The sequence below is a fragment of the Rhodococcus sp. W8901 genome (assembly GCF_013348805.1).
In the GTDB taxonomy this organism is placed as follows: domain Bacteria; phylum Actinomycetota; class Actinomycetes; order Mycobacteriales; family Mycobacteriaceae; genus Prescottella.
In genome coordinates this window covers 1,661,587-1,683,430 of record NZ_CP054690.1, presented here as the reverse complement: position 1 = coordinate 1,683,430, position 21,844 = coordinate 1,661,587, and the positions used below count along the sequence as shown (strand labels likewise).

The following is a 21,844-nucleotide window of genomic DNA, read 5'->3' as shown; positions in this document are numbered from 1 at the left end:
GGGCCGCGGCCGGTACCGCCGCTCGGGGCAGAAGGACGGGGAGAATTTCCTTGGGAGATCAGCTGGGTGTCGATACCGACGCATTGCGTTCACTCGCTACATCGTTGACGGGCGAGGCCGATCGGATCTCGGGTATCGACCCGTCCGGTCCGATTGACGCTGCCACCGCCGCGATGCCGGGATCGTCGGTCGGAGCGCCCCCCGCCGCGGCACGGCATCGGGTGCGCACCAGTTCACCTGGTACTACCGCGATCTGCCGGTGGAGGACCCGGAGCGCCTGTCATCGGGTCGGTGTCATACCGGCTCTCGCATCACACTGATGTGGCGCACCTTCCCGGAAGAACCTGGAAGCTCTTGCACGGGCGACCAGGTACTCAGACCATCCGTGCTGTCGGAATAAAGATACTTTCCTTCGGTGTAGGCGTCGAGGTAGATCCTCCAGGCACCGTTCGGCAGCTGGACGACGGCTGGGCCCTCCACCAGCGTGCCCCAGTTTCCGGGTGGGACGAAGGAGTAGGGACCGGTCACCGACGAGGCGACCGCGTGCTCGATGACCTTGGTCGTCTCGTTCTTGGTGAACGCATGATATGTCGATCCAACCTTGACCACGGTGGTGTCGATGTGGTCGGCTCCGATCCCGGCGAGAGGAACGGGCAGGCTCCACTGCCGGAGCGAGGGTTCCAGCGCCGACATCAGATACGGCACGAATCCCCCACCGGTCGACATCGACAGGATGACGTTGACGCGGTCGCCGTCCACGAACCATTCAGGCGCCCACGCCTTGCTGACGAACGGCGACAGCGACGGCCCGTCGGCCGACCCCGCCGACCCGGAGGAGCCGGGCGGGCTCGCCGAACCCGTGCCGTCTCCCGTCCCCGGCATGAGGGCGCAGCAGAACGGGACCGGAAGGTTGCCCATGTGCGTCCAGTTGACGCGGTCACTGCTGCGCGCGAAGCCGATACTCGCCCCGCCGCCCGTCGTGTACGTGACGTAGTACAGCCCGTCCGCGTTCCGGAAGATGCTCGGGTCACGCACAAGTCCTGACGGGGGCCGATACGCCGACGGTTGGACGAGCTGGAACTGGGAGCCGTCCCCCGACTCGAACACATCCATGTCGTGGTCACTGGTGTTACTGAACGCCACCATCGTGTATCGCCAACCCGGCGGCGGTGCGGCCCCGCTGCTCCCCGACGCCGCGACCAACAAGCCTGCGACACACAGCATCACCACCCATAGGGCGGAACAGCTTCGCTTGGCGAATGTCACCTCTGCAGCATCCATGACAGCAGGCGCACCACGCCCAGCTTCGGCCACAGGCCTTAGCAGATCGTTACCGACGACGCGGCGACGCCGCTCTGCCGAACACGAGCGAGTGGCCCACATAGGAGGAAACCGGCGCCATTCCACGAGGACATCCCGCACGTCGACTCCCGCGAACCCAGCTCCGAGACGCTGATCGAGGTGTGTGGCACCGGCGTGAGCGCCTCGGGACGTGCTGTGCTGCACACGATCCTGCGCCCGCACGCCGGACGAATGCACCAGCTTCGCGTGTACCTGGCAGCGTCCGGCGTCGGAATCCTCGGCGACAGTTGGTGCCGCGGTGGTTCGTCACCTGACGGACGTTGAGTGAGGCGCTCGTCGAGTTCGGAGATTGACGTCGCCGTTACGTCACACCCGTGAGCGGAGGTCCGCGGCGAGTTGTGTGACGGTTTCGGCCGCGCAGGTGCGGTTGTCGCCGACGCCGCCGGACGCGCCTCGCTTCGCCCAGCCGACGACGTACAGCCCCTCGAGGGGATCGCCGCTCTCGTGGGAGATCACCTGTCCGCGACGGTTGGGCACGACACCGCGGGTGCCGAGCGGGACGCCGTCGATCGGTTTGGTGGTGAATCCGGTGGCGCAGATCGCCGAGTTGGTGTGGAAGGTCCGGCCGGCGTTCGTAGTGACCGCGACGGCGCCGTGCTCGGTCTTCGCCAGGTCGGCCACTTCCTGTCCGAACGACAGGACGATGCGCAGGGGCCCCGCAGCGCCGGTCGCCGCGGCGGGCACGGCGCGGACATCGGTTGAGGGCAGGTGCGACAACGCGTGCAGCAGCGGGCTGTCCGCGGCGGCGCGGGGTGCGCTGCCGGCGCGGTCGATCAGGACCTCGGTGGGCTCGAGGTCGAGAAGCTCGTAGAACGCCGACGGAGTGAAGGCGGCGCCGTCCGGGGCCGACCGCGACAGGATCACCAGTTCGCGGAGCTGTTCGCTCGCGGCCACCCGGTCGCGGGTCTTCGCGACCCAGCGGACGACGTCGAAGGCGACGTTGCCCGCGCCGATCACGACGCATCGGGGTCCGGCAGGTGCGGGCGGCGGGGATGTGCCGCAGTTCTCGGCAACCAGAATGTCGATGGCCTGGTGGATCTCGGCACCGGCACCGGAGGAGCCGATCTGACGCGGCTGCGAGGCCCCGCAGGCGAGGATCACGGCATCGAATCCCCGCCGAAGCTCTTCGATCGAGATATCCACGCCGACTTCGGTTCCGGGAACGATCGTGACGCGGTCGTCGCCGAAGGGCACGTCGAACAGTCGGATCATCTCGCGCACGCCGACATGGTCCGGGGACACACCCCGACGCAACAGGCCCCCGACCGTGTCGTACTGCTCGTAGACGGTGACACGGATCGACGACGATCGCTGCAGGAGTTCGCGGACGGTGTACATCGCGGCAGCACCCGATCCCACGATGGCAACCTCGAGTCGGTCGCGCGGGCCGGCCAGTGGCAGCTCGAAGACCGCGTGCGGGCGGGAGCGCGGTGCGGCGGGGGTCTGCACGAAGTACTCCCTGTTGCGGGCGGCGTACGGGAGTTCGGTCGAGGTCAGCGCGTGCTCGGATTTGATGGCCGAGGCCGGACATGCCTCGACGCATGCGGTGCAGTCGATGCACGAGTCGGGGTCGATGTAGAGCGTCTCGGTGAACGCGTAGCCGTCCTCGCCGGGGGCGGGATGGATGCAGTTCTGCGGGCACACCCGCACACACGAGGCGTCCTTACAGCAATGTCCCAGGATGACGTGGGCCACGACAACTCCTAGTCAGAGAAGGTTCGACTTTCGATAGATCCATCGAGCGCCGGAATTCAGCAGCCCTTCTCTGCTCAGGAACTCCACGAACGGTTCCGCTGCCCTCCGGAACATCATCCGATGGTGTTCGTTGCCGTCGATGTTCGCCTTCACGACATCCCAGTCGAGGCCGAGCTCGTCGTACACCCGGCGATTGATCAGGCTTCTCGCGACGAGGTGCATTCCTGCCGCGATGATCATGGTGCTGACAAATCGCCGGAAGCGGGAGCGTCCGACCAATCGATCGCGGATCTTCCGACGCGCGAACGCCATGTGCCGGGACTCTTCGACGACGTGAATGTAGGCGGACCGGCGGATGGGTGCCGCGACGTCGTCACTGTTCATCCAGTCACGTTGCATGACGTCGAAGATCTCCTCGCCGGCGAGGACGATTCCGTACGCGACTTCGTCCCACACGACGTGGCGGAACAGCCAACCGAAGAAGTCCAGCATCCGGTCGCGCGGATAGAAGTGGGATCCGATGCTCTCGATGGCGTTGGCGAACATCAACGAATGTAGGTTCTCGTCCGCGCATTCGTTGAAGAGGAACTTGATGTCCGGGCGTCCCGGATCCGCGCTGTGGCTCGCCCTCAGCAAAGCCACCTGCAAACCCACTTCGAGCCAGATGCCGATGCCCAGGAACTGCGCGACCTCGCTCCTGGTCAGCCGGACGCGCTCCTCCTCGGACATGCCGTCCCACAGCGGGGTTCCGTAGAGCGGTGACCACTGCGGCGTCATGCCGTGGCGTTCGTCGTCGCCGGGTTCGGGCCGGTACACGAACGGACTCCTCGAATCGAACGACAGTCGCTTGGCAGATTCCAACAGGGTCTCGAATATCGCGTCGCTTTCGGAACCTGCCATCGTGTCCGACTCCTCCGATCACCGTGCCGGTGTGGACACGGGGGTTCCCGGGCTTCCTCGCGTACGGGCATGGAACCACACGTTCGGCGCGCTGTCGCGGCGGAGCGGTCCTTCGAACACCGACGGCTCTTCACCGTCGACACCCGCCGGCCGAGCGTAACCCGGCTCACACACATGCAGACGACAGAACCCGCAGGGCCGCGGAACGAAATGTTCCGAGCCCTGCGGGTTCCAGTGCGTACCGAGGAGTGAAATCAAGCCTCTGACCAGTGGATCTAGACGTTGAAGCGGAACTCCACGACGTCGCCGTCCTGCATGACGTAGTCCTTGCCTTCCATGCGCACCTTGCCGGCGGCCTTGGCGGCGTTCATGGATCCGGTCTCGACGAGGTCGTCGAACGACACGATCTCGGCCTTGATGAAGCCGCGCTCGAAGTCTGTGTGGATGACGCCGGCGGCCTGCGGGGCGGTGTCGCCCTTGTGGATGGTCCAGGCGCGCGCTTCCTTGGGACCGGCGGTGAGGTAGGTCTGCAGGCCGAGGGTGTGGAATCCGGTGCGGGCGAGGGCGTGCAGGCCGGGCTCGGACTGACCGATGGAGTCGAGCATCTCCTGGCGATCTTCCTCGTCCAGCTCGAGCAGTTCCTGCTCCACCTTGGCGTCGAGGAATACGGCGTCGGCGGGCGCGACGGAGGCGCGCAGCTCGGCGACCCTGGCCTCGTCGGTGAGGACGGCCTCGTCGGCGTTGAAGACGTACAGGAAAGGCTTGGTGGTGAGCAGGCTCAGCTCACGCAGCAGCGAGAAGTCGAGCTTGTCCTTGACGCTGAACAGCGTCTTGCCCTCGTCGAGGAACGCTTGAGCCTTGAGCGCCTCGTCGTGCTGCGCCTTGAGTTCCTTGTTCTTGCGCGCTTCCTTGTCCAGACGCGGGAGCGCCTTCTCCAAGGTCTGCATGTCGGCGATGACGAGCTCGGTCTCGATCACCTCGATGTCCGACGCCGGATCGACGCGACCGTCGACATGGACCACGTCGTCGTCGGCGAAGACGCGGACCACCTGGCAGATGGCGTCGGCCTCGCGGATGTTGGCGAGGAACTTGTTGCCCAGGCCCGCGCCCTCGGAGGCGCCCTTGACGATGCCGGCGATGTCGACGAACGACACTGTGGCGGGCAGGATGCGCTCGGAACCGAAGATCTCGGCCAGCTTCTTCAGCCGCTCGTCCGGCAGCTCGACCAGCCCGACGTTGGGCTCGATGGTGGCGAACGGGTAGTTCGCGGCCAGCACATCGTTGTTGGTCAGCGCGTTGAAAAGGGTCGACTTGCCGACGTTGGGGAGGCCGACGATTCCGAGGGTAAGGCTCACGGTATAGGGATTCTACGGCGTCCCGGCACCGCGGCGGTGGTCGGCCACGCTTCGGCCGACCACCGGGTGGGTCAGTAGTTGTACGAGTAGCCGGAGCTGACGTCGTTCGCGGTGACCGCGATCAGGATGATGATGAAGATCACGTACAGCACGATGAGGCCGGCGGCGATGCACAGCGCGATCTTGCCGAGCGCCTTGACGCGGTCCGACGCGTACTGCGCTCCCTGGTAGTCGCCCATCGACCACTTCGGGAAGATGTCGTGCAGGTGTCCGAACGCCGAGAACGCGACCGGCCAGAAGAAGATGAGCGCCGCGACGGCCCAACCGGCGTTCGACGGCGGCAGCGGCGGCTGCCCGCCGTACTGGCCGGGGACCGGCGGCACCGGATACTGCGGCGCGGACGGGTACGGCTGCTGCGGGTAGCCCGGCGCGCCCCCGAACTGCGAGCTCGGGCCCGGGTTGTAGGTCGGCTCGGCCATGGGATCCCCCTGGGTCTGACGACGGTGTGTCGGCAGAGACCGTAACCGAAACCGACGAGTCGGTCAGTCCCCAGGTTTGCGGGCGACGGTTACGGCCCAACCGGCGCCGTCGCGCCACGGCCGCAGATCCCACGTCGCGAAGCGGTGCTCCCGGACCAGGCCCGCGGCGGCGAGGTCGGCGTCGAACTCGTCCACCGTGTACTCGTAGTCGGTCGCGAAGCCCGTCACCAGGATGCCGCCGGGCACGAGGTGGTCGGCGAGCCGCTGGACCACCCGGCGCTCGGTACCGCGGGCGACGAAGATCAGCACGTTGCCGGCCGCGACGACGGCGTCGAACCGCTCCCCCGGCAGGTCGAGCGTCGCCAGATCGGCCTCGTGCACGGTGAGTTCCGAATGCTTCCGGGCCTCCGCCACGAGGATCGGATCCAAGTCGACGGCCGTCACGCGGTGTCCTCGCCTCGCCAGTTCGGCACCGAGTCGCCCTGTGCCGCAACCGGCGTCGAGCACACGCGCGCCACGTGGCAGCATCGCATCGACGGCACGGGCTTCCCCGTGCAGGTCCGTGCCCTCGGCCTCGAGCTGCGCGAAGCGCTCGATGTACTGACGGGAGTCGGACGCGGATCGTTCACGCTGCCAGCGGGTGTCGGCCATGCCGACGAGCCTATTCCGTGTGATCCTGGCCCGATGACCGACCTCGACGACGGCGACTGGCGAGTCCGCGGGCTGACGATGTGCACCGACGCCGACTCGGGTCGTTGGATCACGGACGCCGTCCGGAACTTCGAGTACGACGTCGGCTCACTGGTGCCACCGGTGTTCGAGGCGTACGGGCGAATCTTCCACCCCGCCACCCTCCACACCGGACCGGGGTACGACGACCAAATCCCGGTGCGGTGGCACGACGTCGCGGCGGCGAACGGCACCGTCGCGCATCCGGTGATGGAGTGGGGGTCGATCGTCGGGTCCTGGGATCTGGACGGGCCAGCCCGGCCTGTGGGACGACGACCCCGATATCGGATCGTTTCCGGCGCCGCAGGCCCACGCGCTGGCAGCGGTGCTCGCCGGCTTCACCAACTCGCCGGACGCGTGCCGGTTCGCGCTGTGCGAGATCCTCAACGTGCTGGACGTCCCGCCCGGAATCGAACGGCTCGTGATGCCGGCACGACCGATGATCGTGTTCCGGGGACCGCTCGCCGCGGCCGACGCACGGTTCTCGTCCTTCGGCCACGGCGCGAGCCTGTGGTGGCCCGATGACCGGGCGTGGTGCGTCGCGACCGACGTGGACCTCATGAGCACCTACGTCGGCGGCAGCGCCGCGTGCATCCGTGCGGTCCTGGAGTGCCCCGACGTCGAGGCGCTGCCGGTCCTCGACACACAAAGGGTGACGTGGGACAGCGATTCGGTGAATCCGCTGCCCACGCCACCCTCTGGGTGAGTCGGACCTGCTCCTACTGCTTTCCGGGGTCGCCGGGCTTCACAGGGAGCGGGTCCACCAGGACGGGGTCGCCCTGGACGATCTCGGCGAGCTCGGCGTCGATGTCGTCGCCGTCCGCCTCGGCCCGGCGCTGGTCGTCGGCGCTGAAGGTGCGCAGCGCGACCTCCTTGATGAACAGGACCGCGGCGAGGCTGAGCAGCGAGACGATGCCGGAGATCAGGAAGATCCGCGCGGTTGCATCACCGTAGGAGCCGCGGACGATGTCCGCGACGGGACCGGGCAGCTCGTTGAGGTTCGACAGTCCCGCTCCGGAGCCGCCGCCCGCACCGACGTCGATGCCGACCGCCGCCAGGCCCTTGGTGGTGAGGTCGGCGACATGGCTCGACAGCACCGCGCCGAGGACGGAGACGCCGGCCGCGCCGCCGAGCGAGCGGAAGAACCCGACGGTCGAACTGGCCGAACCGAGATCCTCCGGGCTCACGGTGTTCTGCACCGCCAGCACCAGGTTCTGCATCGTCATGCCCATGCCGACGCCCAACACGAACAGGAAGCTGCCCAGCAGCACCATGTTGGTCTGGTGGTCGATCGTCGAGAGCAGGAAGAAGCCGACCGTCATCATGATCGAGCCGCCGACGATGAAGCCCTTCCAACGGCCGAACTTGGTGATGAGCGAACCCGACACCGCGGACGAGACCATCGAACCGATGACCATCGGCAGCGTCAGCAGACCGGCCGCCGTCGGCGAGTAACCGCGCGCGATCTGGAAGTACTGGCCCAGGAACACCGCGCCACCGAAGAGGGCGATGCCGACCGCGACGCTCGCGAGGGTTGCGAGGGCGGTGGTGCGGTCACGGAACAGCCGCAGCGGGATGATCGGATCCTTCGCCTTGGACTCGGCGAAGACCGCGAGCCCGAGCAGCACCACACCGAGCGCGACGAGGCCGTACGACACTCCCGACGCCCAGTCGAAGTTCTTGCCTGCCAGCGTCACCCAGATCAGCAGGGTGCTCACGCCCGACGCGATCAGCACCGCACCGAGGTAGTCGATGCTGACGTCCTTGCGGACCACGGGCAGGTTGAGGGTGCGCTGGACGAAGACCAACGCGATCACCGCGAGCGGGACGCCGACGAAGAACGTCCAGCGCCAGCCCAGCCAACTGGTGTCGACGATGACGCCACCGATCAGCGGCCCGGCGACCGTCGCGACGGACATCACGGCAGCGATCGGGCCCTGGTAGCGGCCACGCTCACGCGGGCTGAACATGCTCGCGATCACGATGACGACCAGCGCCTGGAGACCGCCGAGTCCGATGCCCTGGATCACACGGAATCCGATGAGCATGCCGACGGACTGCGACAGACCGGCCAGCATCGACCCGATCGTGAAGATCGCGATCGCAAGCTGGACCAGGAGCTTCTTGCTGACCAGGTCGGAGAACTTGCCCCAGATCGGGGTGGTGGCCGTGGAGGCCAGCAGCGTCGCGGTGACGACCCAGGTGTACTGGTCCTGCGTGCCGTGCAGATCGGTGATGATCGTCGGCAGCGCGTTCGAGACGATCGTCGACGACAGGAAGGCGACGAACATGCCGAGCAGCAGGCCCACGAGCGCCTGGATGCGCTGCTTGTGGGTCATCGGCGAATCGGATGACGGATCGAATGTCCCGGTGTCCCGGGTGGCAGATGTGCTCATGCAGAAACCTCACGAGTTGTTCGAGTGACCCCGAAAACAGTTGCGTAAAAAGTGAATTGAATAACTCGACGTCAAAGTGTCGAGATCGCGTCCGGGACCGACATACGCAAACGCGTGAGCCCGTCCACGAGCTGTTGCGCCTCGCCGTCGGTCCAGTCCGAGATCGAGGCCAGCAACCATTCCCTCTGCCGTTCGCGGTGCCGACGTAGAACCGCTTCCCCCTCGTCGGTCAACGCGGGCAGGGTGGCCCGGCGATCGGCGGGATCGGGAACTCGCATCAGGTAGCCGAGATCCTCCGCATGGGCGATGTGCCGACTCAACGTCGAGGGAGTGATCCGCATCCGCTCGGCGAGCACGTTGCAGCGTCTCCCCTGACCGGTGGCGACGTGCGACAGCACCGCCCCCATCGGCTCGGTGAGCATGTCGCCGTCGGATTCGCGGGCCAGCGAGGCGGAGACCTCACGACCACGACGCACGAGATCGCGCAGACTGTCGAGCAGCGCGTCCGCCGTATCCGTGGCGACCATGACCCCTCCCAATTAGTTGAGTAGTACAACTATAGAGCTAATGGTTGTATCGCGCAACTAATATTCGAGTGGTGCTTCAGTCGGAGCAGTCGCCCAGGCGCCGCAGCAGCGTCGCGAGCTGACGGACGTCCTCGGGATCCCATCGCGACAGCCGCTCGTGCCACCGCGCGATGACGGCCTCCCGCGATTCGGTGAGCCTGCCGCGCCCGGGATCGGTGAGCGCGACCAGCCGGGCGCGGGCGTCCTGCGGATCCGGCCGGCGCTCGGCCAGGCCGAGGCGGACGAGAGCGTCGATCTGACGGGTCAGCGTCGACTTCTCGACCCCGAGCTCGGCGACCAGATCCGACATCGGGACCGCGTCGGCGCGGGTGAGGATCACGAGCAGCGGATAGCAGGCCGGGTCGAGTTTCGGATGGATCGCACGGGCCTGCGCACGTGATTGAATCCGTCCACGCCGCCACATGTCGACCAGCTCGGCCTCCAGCTCGGTGATCGGATCCGTGCTCATGTTCGTGGGCATCCCTTCGTGTCGACCGGTGCCGGTGGACACACCGACCGCAACGCCCGACAGGGTACGGCGCGCGTCCGGCGCCTACCATCGCCGCATGGTCCGTTGGTCGATCGTCGTCGGTGTCTGGGTCCTCGCTGCGGCCGCGGCGGTCGCGTCCACAGTCTTCTCGCCATGGTGGCTCGTCGCCACGGTTCCGTTGGTTGCACTCGCGCTCGTCGGGACGTGGGATCTGTTGCAGCGGCGCCACAATGTGCTGCGCAACTACCCCATCCTCGGCCACATGCGCTTCCTCATGGAACACATCCGCCCCGAAATTCAGCAGTACTTCATCGAAACGCCCACCGGCGGAACACCGTTCGACCGCGAGACGCGAGATCTGGTGTACCAGCGCGCGAAGGGCACGTTGGACGAGGAGCCGTTCGGCACCGAGCGGGACGTGCACGCGATCGGCTACGAATTCATGACGCACTCGCTGCGCGCCCGGACCGCACCCGCGGCCACGCCCTCGGTGCGCATCGGCGGCCCCGACTGCGGCCGCCCGTACGACATCGCGCTGCTCAACGTTTCGGCGATGAGCTTCGGGTCGCTGTCGGCGAACGCGATCGAGGCACTCAACGCCGGCGCCGCACGCGGCGGGTTCGCGCACGACACCGGCGAAGGCAGCATCAGCCGCCACCACCGCAAGCACCGCGGCGATCTGATCTGGGAGATCGCGTCCGGCTACTTCGGATGCCGCACCCCCGACGGCCGATTCGATCCCGAACAGTTCGCCGCCAAGGCCGCCGACGACCAGGTCAAGGCGATCTCGATCAAGCTCTCGCAGGGCGCCAAGCCCGGTCTCGGCGGTGTCCTGCCCGGCACCAAGGTGACCGCCGAGATCTCCGAGGCCCGCGGCGTCCCGATCGGGCAGACGGTGATCTCACCGCCCGCGCATCGCGAGTTCGGCACACCGCACGAGCTGATCGACTTCGTCGTGCGTCTGCGCACGCTCTCCGGCGGCAAGCCCGTCGGCTTCAAACTCTGCGTGGGGTCGCGCGTCGAGTTCCTCGCGATCTGCAAGGCCATGCTCGCGCGCGGCGTCACGCCGGACTTCGTGATCGTCGACGGCTCCGAGGGCGGCACCGGCGCCGGCCCCGTCGAGTTCGAGGACAACATGGGCATGCCGCTCACCGAGGGGCTCATGCTGGTGCACAACGCGCTCGTCGGCGTCGGCCTGCGCGACCGCATCAAGATCGGCGCCTCCGGGAAGGTCGCCAGCGGATCCGACATCGTCAAGCGCATCATCCAGGGCGCGGACTTCACCCTCGCGGCCCGCGCGATGATGTTCGCGGTCGGTTGCATCCAGGCGCAGAGCTGCCACACCAACCGGTGTCCGGTCGGCGTCGCCACCCAGGATCCGGCCCGGGCACAGGCTCTCGACGTGCCCGACAAGACGGCGCGGGTCTATCGGTTCCAGAAGGCGACCGTCGCCAGCGCCCAGCAGATGGTCGCGTCGATGGGCCTCGACGGCTTCGACGAGCTGGACCCGTCGATGCTGCACCGCCGGGTCGACGGCGTCACCACCCGCACGTACGACGAGCTCTACGACTGGCTCGAGCCGAAGGAACTGCTCGACCACGCCCGCGAGTCCTGGCGGCGCGACTGGCGCACCGCTGACCCGTCCCGGTTCTGATCGGCGGGTCTACGGGCAGGCGGGCCGGACGATCTGCAGGATCCGGTTGGCCTGATCCTCGGTCGGGACGGTGCCGTCGTTGGTCGCGACCTCGGTGACCTTCGCCACCAGATCCTGGTCGCTCGCGCCCGAGTCGATGGCCGTACACGTCTCCTTGACGATCGACTCGATCGACTCGTCGTCGCGGTCGCTCGACAGGTTCGGGTAGGCCGTCCGGAACGTGGCGGTGAACGCGGTCAGCTTCGCCTGGTCCCAGGCACCGCTGATGCCCGATACCGCGCTCGACGCGGTCGACTCGATGCTCGAGCGCAGCGCCTCGCCCGGTCCAGGCTCCGACGTGGCGGCGGAGCTGATCTTCTCCTTGGTTTCCTGGGATGTGCCGCCGTCGTTGCTGCACGCGGTGATCACGAACACGGCTGTGGTTGCGGCGACAATCGTGGCTGTGGTCTTGCCCGTGGTTTTCCAGATTCTCCCCATGCGCCGGATCCTACGGACGGTTCCGGCGGCGAACTCCGGGTTTCACCGCGTCGTGACCGGATCGATTACTCGAGCCCACTCCGGGAGAAATGCGTAGATTCAACGTCGACCATCACCGTCCGCCGGAAGGACCCTCGACCTGTGAGCGCCAAGAAGACCGCCCAGCCCACCGCGCGCCCGCGCATGCGTGATCGTGGCGAGGTGATCGGGGCCGGCGGATTGTGGCTGGCGAAGTGGTCGCTGTGCATCGCCGCGATCGCCGTCGGAGCGCTGGTGCTGGGCTGGATCCTGCAGAAGCTGTGGGTGATCGTCCTGCCCGTGCTGCTCGCGATCGTCGTCTGCACCGTGCTGTGGCCGCCCACCCGTGCCCTCACCAAGCGCGGCGTGCCCCCGGCCGGCGCGGCAGCGATCACGCTGCTCGTCTTCTTCGGCCTCTTCGGCGGCGTCGTGGCTCTGGTCGTGCCGTCGGTGGTAGACCAGGCCCCGGAACTCGCGAACAAGGCGACCCAGGGCATCCAGCAGGTTCAGGACTGGCTCAAGGGTCCGCCGATCAACCTGCAGGACGAGCAGATCGACACCGCGGTCCACGCCATCACGGCCAAGGTGCAAGAGAGCGGCACCGCGATCGCCTCGGGCGTGTTCAGCGGCGTCACCACCGCCGGATCGATGATCGTCACGCTCGGCCTGGTCCTGGTGCTGGCGTTCTTCTTCGTCAAGGACGGCCCGCGATTCATCCCGTGGCTGCACAGCGTGGGCGGTGGCCGGGCGGGACGGCATCTCGAAGAAGTCCTCGGCCGGATGTGGGACACCCTCGGCGGCTTCATCCGCACCCAGGCCCTCGTGAGCCTCATCGACGCCGTCTTCATCGGCGCGGGACTGCTGATCCTCGGTGTGCCGCTCGCCCCGGTTCTCGCGATCCTCACGTTCATCGGCGGCTTCATCCCGATCGTCGGTGCCTTCGTCGCCGGCGCACTCGCCGTCCTGGTCGCGCTCGTGGCCAACGGCGTGACCACCGCGCTGATCGTGCTCGCCATCATCATCGCGGTCCAGCAGATCGAGGGGAACGTGCTGCAGCCGGTGCTGCAGAGCAAGAGCATGAAGCTGCACGCCGTGATCGTGCTGCTGGCGGTCGCGGCCGGCAGCTCGCTGTTCGGCATCGTCGGCGCATTCCTCGCCGTGCCCGTCGCGGCCGTCGGCGCGGTGGTCATCCGGTACCTCGGTGAGCAGATCGACCACCGCCTCGAGGACGACGCGCTGCTCGACGCCGCCGAGGCGACCGCCGACGGCACCGCCACCGCGAACCCGGAGCCGGCGCCGGAGGAACCGAGCCCGCTCCAACCGGCACTCCCGAGCGGGAACTCCTCGGGGCCGACAGCGGAGTCCGCGCAGAGTTAGCCGGCGATCATCTCGACGGTGGACCCGGTCCGGCCCCGCACCACGTGCAGCCGGCTCGGGATCCGCTGCCGCATCTCGTCCACGTGGCTGACGATGCCGACCACGCGGCCGCCCTCGCGTAGTTCGTCGAGCACACCCATCACCAGGTCGAGGGTGTCGGCGTCGAGGGTGCCGAAGCCCTCGTCGATGAACATCGTGTCGAGCACCACACCGCCGGACTCGGCGGCCACGACGTCGGCGAGACCGAGTGCCAGCGACAGCGACGCGAGGAACGACTCGCCACCCGAGAGCGTCTTCGCCGAGCGGACGACGCCGGTGTAGTCGTCACGGATGTCCAGGCCCAGCCCGCCGCGGCGGCCACGCGAACCGGCCTCGTCGGAGTGCACGAACTCGTAGCGTCCGGCCGACATCCGGCGCAGCCGCACCGACGCCGACACCGCGACCTCCTCGAGCCGAGAGGCCAGGACGTACGACCGCAGCGACATCTTGCGCGAGTTCTGGCCGCGCCCCTCGACGACGTCGGCCAGTCCGGCCAGCTCGTCGTGCTGCGCCAGCACCGGCCCCAGGCCCTTCATCGCGGCCGCGAGTTGGGTCGTCAACCGCTCGACGTTGGTGCGGCGGGTCTCCGCCTCGGCCACCACCGTGGCGGCAACCTCCACCGCCGTCGCGGCCTCGCGCGCCGTCGCTTCCGGCACCGACGGGTCCACCGGGTCGAGGGCCGCGATCGCCTGGACGTCGGGTTCGGACAGCACCGCGTTGGCGGCGACGAGCCGGTCCCGGGCCGCGGTCAGGACCGCATCGATCTGCTCGATCCGCGCCGCGGGCCGCACCGCCGCAAGCGCCTCGGCCAGCGAGGCGAAGCCGGCGTCGGCCGCTGCCGTTTGTGCCCGGTCCGACAGTTCACGTGCGGCGGTGTCGAGCGTGGCGGCGCGATCGCGGGCGTCGAGCAATTCGGCGGCCCAGGTCGCGAGGACATCAAACCGCTCCCGCCGGGCCGGCACGCTCCGATCGGTCCCGGCAGCCTCCACCATCCGGTCGCGCATCCGGCGGACCTGTTCGTCGGCGGACTCGATGCGCGTCTCGAGCGCGGTGCGCTCGTTGTCCACCGCGCGCGACTGTTCTTCCAACTGCACACCGCGGGAACGCAGTTCGTCTACCGCACCGGTCGCCCGCGCGAGCCTGGCCGCTGCGTCCCGCGCGCGCTCGACGTCGGCGGTCGCGACAGCATGCGCCTGCCGCAGCGCGTCACGGTCCCCGTCGCCGCCACGCTGGATCAGCAGATCCGCGGTCCGTTCGAGCTGGGTGACCCGCTCGGTCTCCGCCTCGAACGCGGCGGCGGCCTTCTGTTCGGCGACCCGTGCGGCGTCCTCGTCGGTCTTGGTGACGGTGGAGTCGCCGGGACGCGCGGGCTCGGGATGCTCGACCGAGCCGCAGACCGCACACTTGTCGCCGTCGACCAGTTCCGCGGCGAGCTCGGCAGCCATGCCGGCGATGCGCCGCTCCCGCAGGTCGAGCAATCGGTCCCGAGCGTCCTGGTGGCGGGTCCTGGCGTTCGCGGCGCCCTGGCGTCGTTCGCCCAGGGAGGCGCGGGTCGACATCAACTCGGTCGCCGCGGCCGCGGCGTCCGCGGCGCGGGCGCAGGTCTCCTCCAGGGCCGGCAGTGCCGCCTGCGCATGCTCGGCGGACCGCACCGCCTCCTCCGCCGCGCGCAGTTCCTCCGGCCACTGCACGCGGGCGCTCGCCAGCTCCTGCGCGCGGCGGGACAGCTCGACGCCGCGGCCACGCATCGCCTCCAGATCGCGACCGAGCTGATCGGCGGTCCGGGCCTCCGCGAGCAGGGCGTCCAGGCGGACCACCTCCGCGGTCCAGGCCCGCGCCTGCGCCCGGATCGTGTCCCGGTCCGTCTCGGTCTGCGGCCACGACAGCGGGGCGACCAGACCGGCACCGTCCGCGGATGCGCTCAGGCCGTCGGCGAGGGCACGGGCGCGCGAGACCGCGGTCTCGGCGTCCCGCGCGGCGGACTCGGCATCCGCGGCGACGGCACCAACGGCGGCGGCGCGACGTGCGCGGTCGACCTCGGCGGCGAGTTCGTCACGCTCGGCTGCACCCGACTCGAGCTGCGCCAGTTCGGCATTCGCGCGGGCCCGTCGAAGCTGGAGGTCGTGCACGCGACGTGACTCGGCGGCGGCAGCGCGCGCCTTCTCCTCGACCGTGCGGGTACGTGCGAGTTCCACCGACGCCAGGTCGACCGTCTCGGCGGCCTGCTCCAGCAGTTTCCTCGACCAGCTCAGTGGGTCGCCTTCGGTGCCCACCTCGATGCCCGCGGCGGTCGAGACCCGCGCCAGCAGCAGGTCCACCTGCTTGCGATGCTCCTCGACCCGGGCCGCGCTGGCCCGCCGCCGGTCCACGAACCACTGCTCGACGGACTTGAACCGAATGGTGTCGAACAGTTTCTCGAGCAGCTTGCCGCGGTCCTCGTTGTCGGCCCGCAGGAACTTCGCGAACTCCCCCTGGGGCAGCAGCACCACCTGGAAGAACTGATCCGAGGTCATCCCCAGCAGCCGCTCGACCTCCCGCGCGATGTCGGGGATCCGGGACAGGTTCTCGCCGTTGCCGTCCAACCACTCGAGCGTCGCCTTCGCGTTCTCCGTGATGGTTCCCGCGCCGCGCTTCTTGGCTCGCTGGTACTCGGGCGAGCGGGTGAGGCGCAGCCGGCGTCCCCCGATGGTCGCCTCGAGCCGGACGGTCGGCACCGAGCCCTCCGGCGCATGGTCCGACAGCAGTCGCTTGCCGTCCTTGCGGGCGCCGGGCACCGTGCCGTACAGCGCGAACGCCACCGCGTCGAGGATCGTCGTCTTGCCCGCGCCGGTCTGGCCGTGCAGCAGGAACAGTCCGTCCGAGCCGAGCTCGTCGAAGTCGACCTCGACGGTCCGGGCGAACGGCCCGAACGCGCTCACCTCCAGGTTGTGCAGCCTCACGCCGAGACCTCCATCGCGTCGGCGCGCGGGGCGCCGCCGGACACCGACTCCTCCGGCGCAGTGGAACTGCGCAGCGCCTGCTCGAGCAGGCGCACCTCCCCCACCGTCGCGCCGCTGCGGACATCGGAGACGAAGCTCTGCGCCACCTCCAGGTCCGAGCGCCCGCGCACCCGGTCACGGTACTTGAGCTCCGGATTTCCTTCGGGGCGTTGCCATTCCATGTGCACGGCATACGGGAACCGGGTCTGCAGGGCGCGCATCGCGTCGACCGGCCGGAGCGGATCGGTGAGCACCGCGGAGACGTAGTGCTCCTCCGCGGATGCGAACGCCGCGTCACTGAGCAGTTCGTCGAGCGTTCCGACGAGCTGGCTGAGCCCCCGCACGACCGGCAGATCGATCCGCTCCACCGCGGCGAGCCCGTCCGCGTCGACGTCGACCAACCACACCGACTTGCGGTGCGAGCGCTCCCCGAACGAGTACGGCAGCGGCGAGCCGCTGTAGCGGACGTGCTCGGCCAGCGTCTGCGGCGAGTGCAGGTGCCCGAGTGCGACATAGTCGACACCGTCGAACGCGGACGCCGACACCGTCTCGACGCCACCGACCGAGATCGAGCGCTCCGAGCCGGTCGCCTCGCCGCCGACGACGAAGGCGTGGGCGAGCAGCACCGAGCGCAGCCCCGACGCATCCGCTCTGCGCGTATCGAGATCCGCGCGGACGCGGGCCATCGCGACGTCGAGGATGTCGGCGTGCGAACGCGCGTGGGGCGCGTCGAGTTCCACTCGTGTGATCTCGGGCTCGAGGTAGGGGATGCCGTAGAACGCGACCGGGCCGTGCTCGTCGTCGAGCAGCACCGGGGTATCCAACTCCCCCACCCGGGTCAGGAGGTGCAGGCCACCGGCCGCCGCGAACGCCGCACCCGCGCCGAGGCGCACCGGCGAGTCGTGATTACCCGATGTGGCGACAATCACCGCACCGGCTGCCCGGATCGCCTCGAAGCCCCGGTTGCAGACCGTGACCGCGTCCGCACTCGGGATCGAACGGTCGTACACGTCACCGGGGACGACCACGACGTCGACATCGCGCGCGGTGACCGTCTCCGCGATCGCATCGAGCACCCGCGCCTGGTCGTCGAGCAGGTCGACGCCGTGGAACGTGCGACCGATGTGCCAGTCGGACGTGTGCAGGATCCTCATGCCGCAAGACGGTAGAGCACACCGCCGACACCACGCCGATGTGGACGTGGCAGTCTCGGCTGTGTCACGAGGATGCTCGAGCGCCGGCCGGCAGCCTTCGCATCGGCCGATTTCTCGGCTTCCGACGGTCCCGCCAACGAATCAACCCGACCGTTAGCGACTACTGTCGAAGTGTGTCCGCAACCCAACGTGCTAGATCCGGGGTGCCGCTCGACCAGAGATCGGCCCTCCCCACCATTCCCGGCATACCCGCCTGGGGAGCTGTCGCAGTCGCCGCTGGGTTGACCTTCCTCGGCTTCGCATTCGACGGTATGTCGGGCAACGAGCTGACCTCGACCTTCTCGACGATGTACTTCCTCGGGTGTGTGCTGGCGGTCCTCGCCGTCCGCCAGCGGGGATTGTTCACCGCGGTCGTGCAGCCGCCGCTGCTCCTGTTCGTCGCGGTGCCGATCGGTCAGCAGGTGCTCACCGACAATGCCGGCACCGGACTCAAGGACCTCGCGTTCAACGTCGCGATTCCGCTGGTCAACCGCTTCCCGTTGATGCTGGCCGCCACTGTCGTGGTGGCGCTGATCGCCGGCGCCCGGACGTTCCTCGTCCAGCAGAGCAAGAGTGCACCCGCTCGTTCCCGTGGTCGGCGGACGTCCGCCCGTCCCGCCCGCACCGAGGCGCGCACGGATCGCCGCGACGAGCAGGCCCCCGCCGCCCGCCGTTCGCGCCCCCGCCGTGATGCCCGTGAGCCCGACCGCGAACCCATCCGTGATCCTCGCGTCTCGCGCCCGTCCCACGACCCCGCCACGGCGCATGCGCCGTCGTACAACGGCACCTACGCGGGCCCCGACCAGCGTCGCGGACGCGACGGGTATCACGACCCCGTTCCCCGCGAGCCGATTCGTCACGAGCCGATCCGCCGGGAGCCGGTCTATCGCGACACGGCACGCAGGGAGAACGCGCGTCGCGACAACGTGTACGACGAGCCGATCGCCAGGAACCGCGAGCCCCTCGATCGCGATCCGATCCCGGTCCGCACGGCCCGCCCGGTGGCAGATGCCCCCGCGCACCCGATGCCGCAGGTCCGCTACCGCCAGCGCCGCGAACCCCCGATCGATCAGTAGCCGAAACCGAAAAACCGCCCCGGGACGAAACCTCGTCCAGGGGCGGTCTTCGTTCGCTGGGTGGCCGCTATGCGCGGGCGGCCCGCAGCTCACGCGGCAACGCGAACACGAGCGTCTCGTTGGCGGTGGTCACCGGCTGTACGTCGTCGAAACCGTGCTCGGCGAGCAGGTTGATGACGCCTCGGACCAGGATCTCCGGTACCGAGGCACCCGACGTGATGCCGACCGTGCGGACCCCGTCGAGCCAGGCGAGGTCCACCTCACGGGCGTAATCCACCAGATACGCGGCCCGGGCGCCCGCACCGAGCGCGACCTCGACCAGGCGCACCGAGTTCGACGAGTTCCGCGAGCCGACGACGATCACCAGATCGCATTCGGGGGCCATCGCCTTGACCGCGACCTGACGGTTCTGGGTGGCGTAGCAGATGTCGTCGCTCGGCGGATCCTGCAGCTTCGGGAACTTCTGCCGCAGGCGCTCGACGGTCTCCATGGTCTCGTCGACCGACAGCGTTGTCTGCGACAGCCAGATCACCTTGTCCTCGTCGCGAACCGTGATCGAGTCCACCGAGTCGGGACCGTCGACGATCTGCACGTGCTCGGGTGCCTCACCGGCGGTGCCCTCGACCTCCTCGTGACCCTCGTGGCCGATCAGCAGGATGTCGTAGTCGTCGCGGGCGAACCGCTTGGCCTCCTGGTGCACCTTGGTCACCAGCGGGCACGTCGCGTCGATGGTGTGCAGGCTGCGCTCCGCGGCCGCCGCATGCACGGCCGGGGACACCCCGTGTGCGGAGAACACGAGTACCGAGTTCTCGGGCACCTCGTCGGTCTCGTCGACGAAGACGACGCCCCGCTCCGCGAGCGTGTCCACGACGTGCCGGTTGTGCACGATCTCCTTGCGCACGTAGATCGGAGCACCGTGCTTCTCGAGTGCCTTCTCGACCGTCTCGACCGCGCGGTCGACGCCCGCGCAGTAGCCACGCGGCTCGGCGAGAAGGATCCGCTTGCCCGCACCGGCCGCGTCGGAACCCGCAGATCGTGCGATACCCAGATTGAGAGGAACTGCCGAAGACATGACCCCAGCCTACGGGGCAGGTCGTCGCCCACCCCCGCAGCACACGGCCACTCGCCGACGTTCGGTCCCGTCAGCTACCAAATAGCGCCATCGTGAGGCAGGCTGTTTGCATGATCCGTCCCCCGTTCGTGGCGCGCGTCGCCGCCGGAATGGCCATCACGGCCTACGAAGAGGCGCTCAAGCTGCCGTCCACGGCCGTGACACTGCCGATGACCGCGGTCAGCCAGGTCCTGCAGACGACGATGCGGATGCAGCAGTCCATGACTGCGCTCGCGATCAAGGGCGACCAGGCGTTCTGCCTGCTCAACCGAGCCGAGGAGGAACCGTCGTGGGCGGTGTTCGACGAGGACCACACCTCCGACTTCGACACCGACGGTGAAGTCGATGTCGACGACGACCGGCCCGCGGCACCGGGCAGGTTCGCGCTGTACTCGATGACGCCCGCCGACAACGGCGACGCGGGGGAACCGGCGTCGAACCCGGCGGCCCCCACCGCGAAGACGACCCCGGAGAAGACGACCGACGATTCCGACGAGATCCCGGTTCCGGAGATCGCCGAGGAACTCGACTACGCGGCGCTGACGCTCGCCCAACTGCGCTCTCGCCTGCGGTCGCTGTCGGTGGAGGATCTGACGACGCTGCTCGAGTACGAGGAGCGCACCGCGGCCCGGGCGCCGTTCCAGACCATGCTCGCCAACCGCATCACCTCCGCCAAAGCCAAGTGACTTCCGCGCGCCCCGCCTCCGCCGCCAGCGGCCCGTCGCCCAGCACGGCCGAACAGCCCTGGCCGGTCCGGACCGTCTCCACCAAGGTCGCGCAGTGGATCGATCGACTCGGCAGTGTGTGGGTCGAAGGTCAGATCACCCAGATCAACGCCAGGCCGGGGACACGGACCGCGTTTCTCGTCCTGCGCGATCCGTCGGTCGACATGTCGTTGTCGGTGACGTGCTCGCCGCAACTGCTGCGGGACGCCCCCGTACCACTCACCGAGGGCAGCCGGGTGGTGATGTTCGGCAAGCTGTCGTTCTACACCGGCCGCGGCAGCGTCTCGCTGCGGGTGACGGAGATCCGCGCGGTCGGCATCGGCGAACTGCTGGCCCGGATCGAGCGGCTGCGCGCGCTGCTGGCCGCAGAGTGCCTGTTCGACCCGCGGCTCAAGCGTCCGCTGCCGTTCCTGCCCGGCACGATCGGCCTCGTAACCGGACGGGCCAGCGCTGCCGAACGGGACGTGCTCAGCGTTGCCGAGCGCCGCTGGCCGGCCGTGCGGTTCGAGGTTCGCAACACCGCCGTGCAGGGCCCCACCGCGGTGCCGCAGATCATCGAAGCGCTCGAGGAACTGGACCGCGACCCACGCGTGGACGTGATCATCCTCGCCCGCGGCGGCGGCAGCGTCGAGGATCTGCTGCCGTTCTCGGACGAGACGCTGTGCCGCGCGATCGTCAAGTGCACCACCCCGGTGGTGAGCGCGATCGGCCACGAACCGGACAGCCCGCTCAGTGACCACGTCGCCGATCTGCGGGCGGCCACGCCCACCGACGCCGCCAAGCGGGTCGTGCCGGACGCCGTCGCCGAGCAGGCACTGGTGTCCGATCTGCGGCAGCGGAGCGCCGCCGCACTGCGGAACTGGGTGCAGCGCGAGTCTCATCTGGTCGCGCAACTCCGCAGCCGCCCGGTACTCGCCGACCCGCTGCAGGCCGTCGACCGTCGGGCCGAGGAAGTCGAACGGTTGCGTGACGCCGCGCGCCGGGACGTGACGCGCGCGATCGCCACCGAGTCGACCACCGTCGAACATCTCCAGGCCCGACTGACGACCCTCGGGCCGGCCGCGACCCTCGCGCGGGGCTACGCGGTGGTCCAGCGGGTGTTGGGGGACGCCGAACCCGAGGTGCTGCGGTCGGTGGACGACGCGCCGCCGGGAACGCAGATTCGAGTCAGATTGGCAGACGGCGCCGTCCGTGCCGCCGTGATGGGAAGAGAGTCCTGAGCAA

19 protein-coding genes and 1 pseudogene are annotated in these 21,844 nt (G+C 68.9%); 7 read left to right on the top strand and 13 right to left on the bottom strand.

The window, feature by feature from the left end:
• Positions 1-294: 294 nt before the first annotated feature.
• Positions 295-1,281, bottom strand: coding sequence for a glycoside hydrolase family 43 protein (locus tag HUN07_RS08055; protein ID WP_174908989.1), 987 nt, complete (start codon positions 1,279-1,281; stop codon positions 295-297).
• Between the two features lie 144 nt (positions 1,282-1,425).
• On the opposite strand from HUN07_RS08055, the pseudogene HUN07_RS26895 reads away from it, so the two are divergent.
• Positions 1,426-1,593: pseudogene (locus tag HUN07_RS26895) on the top strand (pseudouridine synthase); the annotation flags it as partial.
• Between the two features lie 75 nt (positions 1,594-1,668).
• Here the strand turns inward: HUN07_RS26895 and HUN07_RS08050 are convergent.
• The 5 genes from HUN07_RS08050 to HUN07_RS08030 form a co-directional block, all read right to left on the bottom strand.
• Positions 1,669-3,057, bottom strand: coding sequence for an FAD-dependent oxidoreductase (locus HUN07_RS08050; protein WP_174908987.1), 1,389 nt, complete (start codon positions 3,055-3,057; stop codon positions 1,669-1,671).
• Between the two features lie 12 nt (positions 3,058-3,069).
• A complete protein-coding gene (locus HUN07_RS08045) occupies positions 3,070-3,957 on the bottom strand; it encodes an AurF N-oxygenase family protein (RefSeq protein WP_174908985.1) in 888 nt (295 codons plus the stop codon).
• Positions 3,958-4,232: 275 nt separating this feature from the next.
• Positions 4,233-5,312 carry a redox-regulated ATPase YchF gene (gene ychF / locus HUN07_RS08040; RefSeq protein ID WP_174908983.1) on the bottom strand — a complete coding sequence of 360 codons (1,080 nt, stop codon included), beginning with the start codon at positions 5,310-5,312 and terminating at the stop codon, positions 4,233-4,235.
• A gap of 71 nt (positions 5,313-5,383) precedes the next feature.
• The gene (locus tag HUN07_RS08035; RefSeq protein ID WP_174908982.1) at positions 5,384-5,791 is read right to left on the bottom strand and encodes a CD225/dispanin family protein; all 408 of its coding nucleotides are present in this window, start codon (positions 5,789-5,791) and stop codon (positions 5,384-5,386) included.
• A 63-nt stretch (positions 5,792-5,854) separates the two neighbouring features.
• Positions 5,855-6,442, bottom strand: a complete 588-nt coding sequence (locus HUN07_RS08030) for a class I SAM-dependent methyltransferase (RefSeq protein ID WP_174908980.1) — start codon at positions 6,440-6,442, stop codon at positions 5,855-5,857.
• 403 nt (positions 6,443-6,845) lie between these two features.
• Here HUN07_RS08030 and HUN07_RS26890 point away from each other — a divergent pair, with 403 nt between their 5' ends.
• Positions 6,846-7,226 (top strand): hypothetical protein, encoded by a 381-nt coding sequence (locus HUN07_RS26890; RefSeq protein ID WP_254622847.1) that lies wholly within the window; start codon positions 6,846-6,848, stop codon positions 7,224-7,226.
• A 13-nt stretch (positions 7,227-7,239) separates the two neighbouring features.
• On the opposite strand, the gene HUN07_RS08020 is transcribed toward HUN07_RS26890, so the two are convergent.
• From HUN07_RS08020 to HUN07_RS08010, 3 genes are all read right to left on the bottom strand, one after another.
• Positions 7,240-8,916, bottom strand: a complete 1,677-nt coding sequence (locus tag HUN07_RS08020) for an MDR family MFS transporter (protein WP_114718338.1) — start codon at positions 8,914-8,916, stop codon at positions 7,240-7,242.
• Between the two features lie 71 nt (positions 8,917-8,987).
• A complete protein-coding gene (locus HUN07_RS08015; RefSeq protein WP_114718337.1) occupies positions 8,988-9,443 on the bottom strand; it encodes a MarR family winged helix-turn-helix transcriptional regulator in 456 nt (151 codons plus the stop codon).
• 76 nt (positions 9,444-9,519) lie between these two features.
• Complete coding sequence (locus HUN07_RS08010; RefSeq protein WP_174908978.1) at positions 9,520-9,951, bottom strand: MarR family winged helix-turn-helix transcriptional regulator; 432 nt, start codon at positions 9,949-9,951, stop codon at positions 9,520-9,522.
• A gap of 97 nt (positions 9,952-10,048) precedes the next feature.
• Here HUN07_RS08010 and HUN07_RS08005 point away from each other — a divergent pair, with 97 nt between their 5' ends.
• A complete protein-coding gene (locus HUN07_RS08005; RefSeq protein WP_174908976.1) occupies positions 10,049-11,626 on the top strand; it encodes an FMN-binding glutamate synthase family protein in 1,578 nt (525 codons plus the stop codon).
• Between the two features lie 9 nt (positions 11,627-11,635).
• Here HUN07_RS08005 and HUN07_RS08000 read toward each other — a convergent pair whose 3' ends face one another.
• The gene (locus HUN07_RS08000; RefSeq protein ID WP_309473061.1) at positions 11,636-12,103 is read right to left on the bottom strand and encodes a hypothetical protein; all 468 of its coding nucleotides are present in this window, start codon (positions 12,101-12,103) and stop codon (positions 11,636-11,638) included.
• 183 nt (positions 12,104-12,286) lie between these two features.
• Between HUN07_RS08000 and HUN07_RS07995 the strand changes: the two genes are divergently transcribed.
• Positions 12,287-13,498 (top strand): AI-2E family transporter, encoded by a 1,212-nt coding sequence (locus HUN07_RS07995; RefSeq protein WP_254622960.1) that lies wholly within the window; start codon positions 12,287-12,289, stop codon positions 13,496-13,498.
• Here the strand turns inward: HUN07_RS07995 and HUN07_RS07990 are convergent.
• Together HUN07_RS07990 and HUN07_RS07985 are read right to left on the bottom strand one after the other, a co-directional pair.
• Entirely contained in the window at positions 13,495-16,476 is a 2,982-nt protein-coding gene (locus tag HUN07_RS07990) for an AAA family ATPase (protein WP_174908974.1), read from the bottom strand. The genes HUN07_RS07995 and HUN07_RS07990 overlap by 4 nt on opposite strands.
• Positions 16,473-17,669 carry a metallophosphoesterase family protein gene (locus HUN07_RS07985; protein ID WP_174908972.1) on the bottom strand — a complete coding sequence of 399 codons (1,197 nt, stop codon included), beginning with the start codon at positions 17,667-17,669 and terminating at the stop codon, positions 16,473-16,475. Before HUN07_RS07985 ends, HUN07_RS07990 begins: the two co-directional genes overlap by 4 nt.
• A 173-nt stretch (positions 17,670-17,842) precedes the next feature.
• Between HUN07_RS07985 and HUN07_RS07980 the strand changes: the two genes are divergently transcribed.
• On the top strand, positions 17,843-18,784 hold the full coding sequence (locus tag HUN07_RS07980; RefSeq protein ID WP_114718333.1) for a DUF6542 domain-containing protein: 942 nt from the start codon (positions 17,843-17,845) through the stop codon (positions 18,782-18,784).
• Positions 18,785-18,851: 67 nt separating this feature from the next.
• Here the strand turns inward: HUN07_RS07980 and HUN07_RS07975 are convergent, their stop codons facing one another.
• Positions 18,852-19,856 (bottom strand): 4-hydroxy-3-methylbut-2-enyl diphosphate reductase, encoded by a 1,005-nt coding sequence (locus HUN07_RS07975; RefSeq protein WP_174908970.1) that lies wholly within the window; start codon positions 19,854-19,856, stop codon positions 18,852-18,854.
• 110 nt (positions 19,857-19,966) lie between these two features.
• Between HUN07_RS07975 and HUN07_RS07970 the strand changes: the two genes are divergently transcribed.
• Together HUN07_RS07970 and xseA are read left to right on the top strand one after the other, a co-directional pair.
• Positions 19,967-20,581 carry a lipid droplet-associated protein gene (locus tag HUN07_RS07970; protein WP_114718331.1) on the top strand — a complete coding sequence of 205 codons (615 nt, stop codon included), beginning with the start codon at positions 19,967-19,969 and terminating at the stop codon, positions 20,579-20,581.
• On the top strand, positions 20,578-21,840 hold the full coding sequence (gene xseA / locus HUN07_RS07965; protein WP_174908968.1) for an exodeoxyribonuclease VII large subunit: 1,263 nt from the start codon (positions 20,578-20,580) through the stop codon (positions 21,838-21,840). Before HUN07_RS07970 ends, xseA begins: the two co-directional genes overlap by 4 nt.
• The last annotated feature ends 4 nt before the right edge of the window (positions 21,841-21,844 follow it).

Bases quoted from the DNA above. Each gene is read 5' to 3' on its own strand.
- HUN07_RS07985 (WP_174908972.1), bottom strand. From the start codon at position 17,669: ATGAGGATCCTGCACACGTCCGACTGGCACATCGGTCGCACGTTCCAC.
- HUN07_RS08020 (WP_114718338.1), bottom strand. From the start codon at position 8,916: ATGAGCACATCTGCCACCCGGGACACCGGGACATTCGATCCGTCATCC.
- HUN07_RS08045 (WP_174908985.1), bottom strand. From the start codon at position 3,957: ATGGCAGGTTCCGAAAGCGACGCGATATTCGAGACCCTGTTGGAATCT.
- HUN07_RS08030 (WP_174908980.1), bottom strand. From the start codon at position 6,442: ATGGCCGACACCCGCTGGCAGCGTGAACGATCCGCGTCCGACTCCCGT.
- HUN07_RS08000 (WP_309473061.1), bottom strand. From the start codon at position 12,103: ATGGGGAGAATCTGGAAAACCACGGGCAAGACCACAGCCACGATTGTC.
- HUN07_RS07970 (WP_114718331.1), top strand. From the start codon at position 19,967: ATGATCCGTCCCCCGTTCGTGGCGCGCGTCGCCGCCGGAATGGCCATC.
- HUN07_RS08010 (WP_174908978.1), bottom strand. From the start codon at position 9,951: ATGAGCACGGATCCGATCACCGAGCTGGAGGCCGAGCTGGTCGACATG.
- HUN07_RS08005 (WP_174908976.1), top strand. From the start codon at position 10,049: ATGGTCCGTTGGTCGATCGTCGTCGGTGTCTGGGTCCTCGCTGCGGCC.
- HUN07_RS08015 (WP_114718337.1), bottom strand. From the start codon at position 9,443: ATGGTCGCCACGGATACGGCGGACGCGCTGCTCGACAGTCTGCGCGAT.
- HUN07_RS08055 (WP_174908989.1), bottom strand. From the start codon at position 1,281: ATGGATGCTGCAGAGGTGACATTCGCCAAGCGAAGCTGTTCCGCCCTA.
- HUN07_RS07975 (WP_174908970.1), bottom strand. From the start codon at position 19,856: ATGTCTTCGGCAGTTCCTCTCAATCTGGGTATCGCACGATCTGCGGGT.
- HUN07_RS08035 (WP_174908982.1), bottom strand. From the start codon at position 5,791: ATGGCCGAGCCGACCTACAACCCGGGCCCGAGCTCGCAGTTCGGGGGC.
- HUN07_RS07995 (WP_254622960.1), top strand. From the start codon at position 12,287: ATGCGTGATCGTGGCGAGGTGATCGGGGCCGGCGGATTGTGGCTGGCG.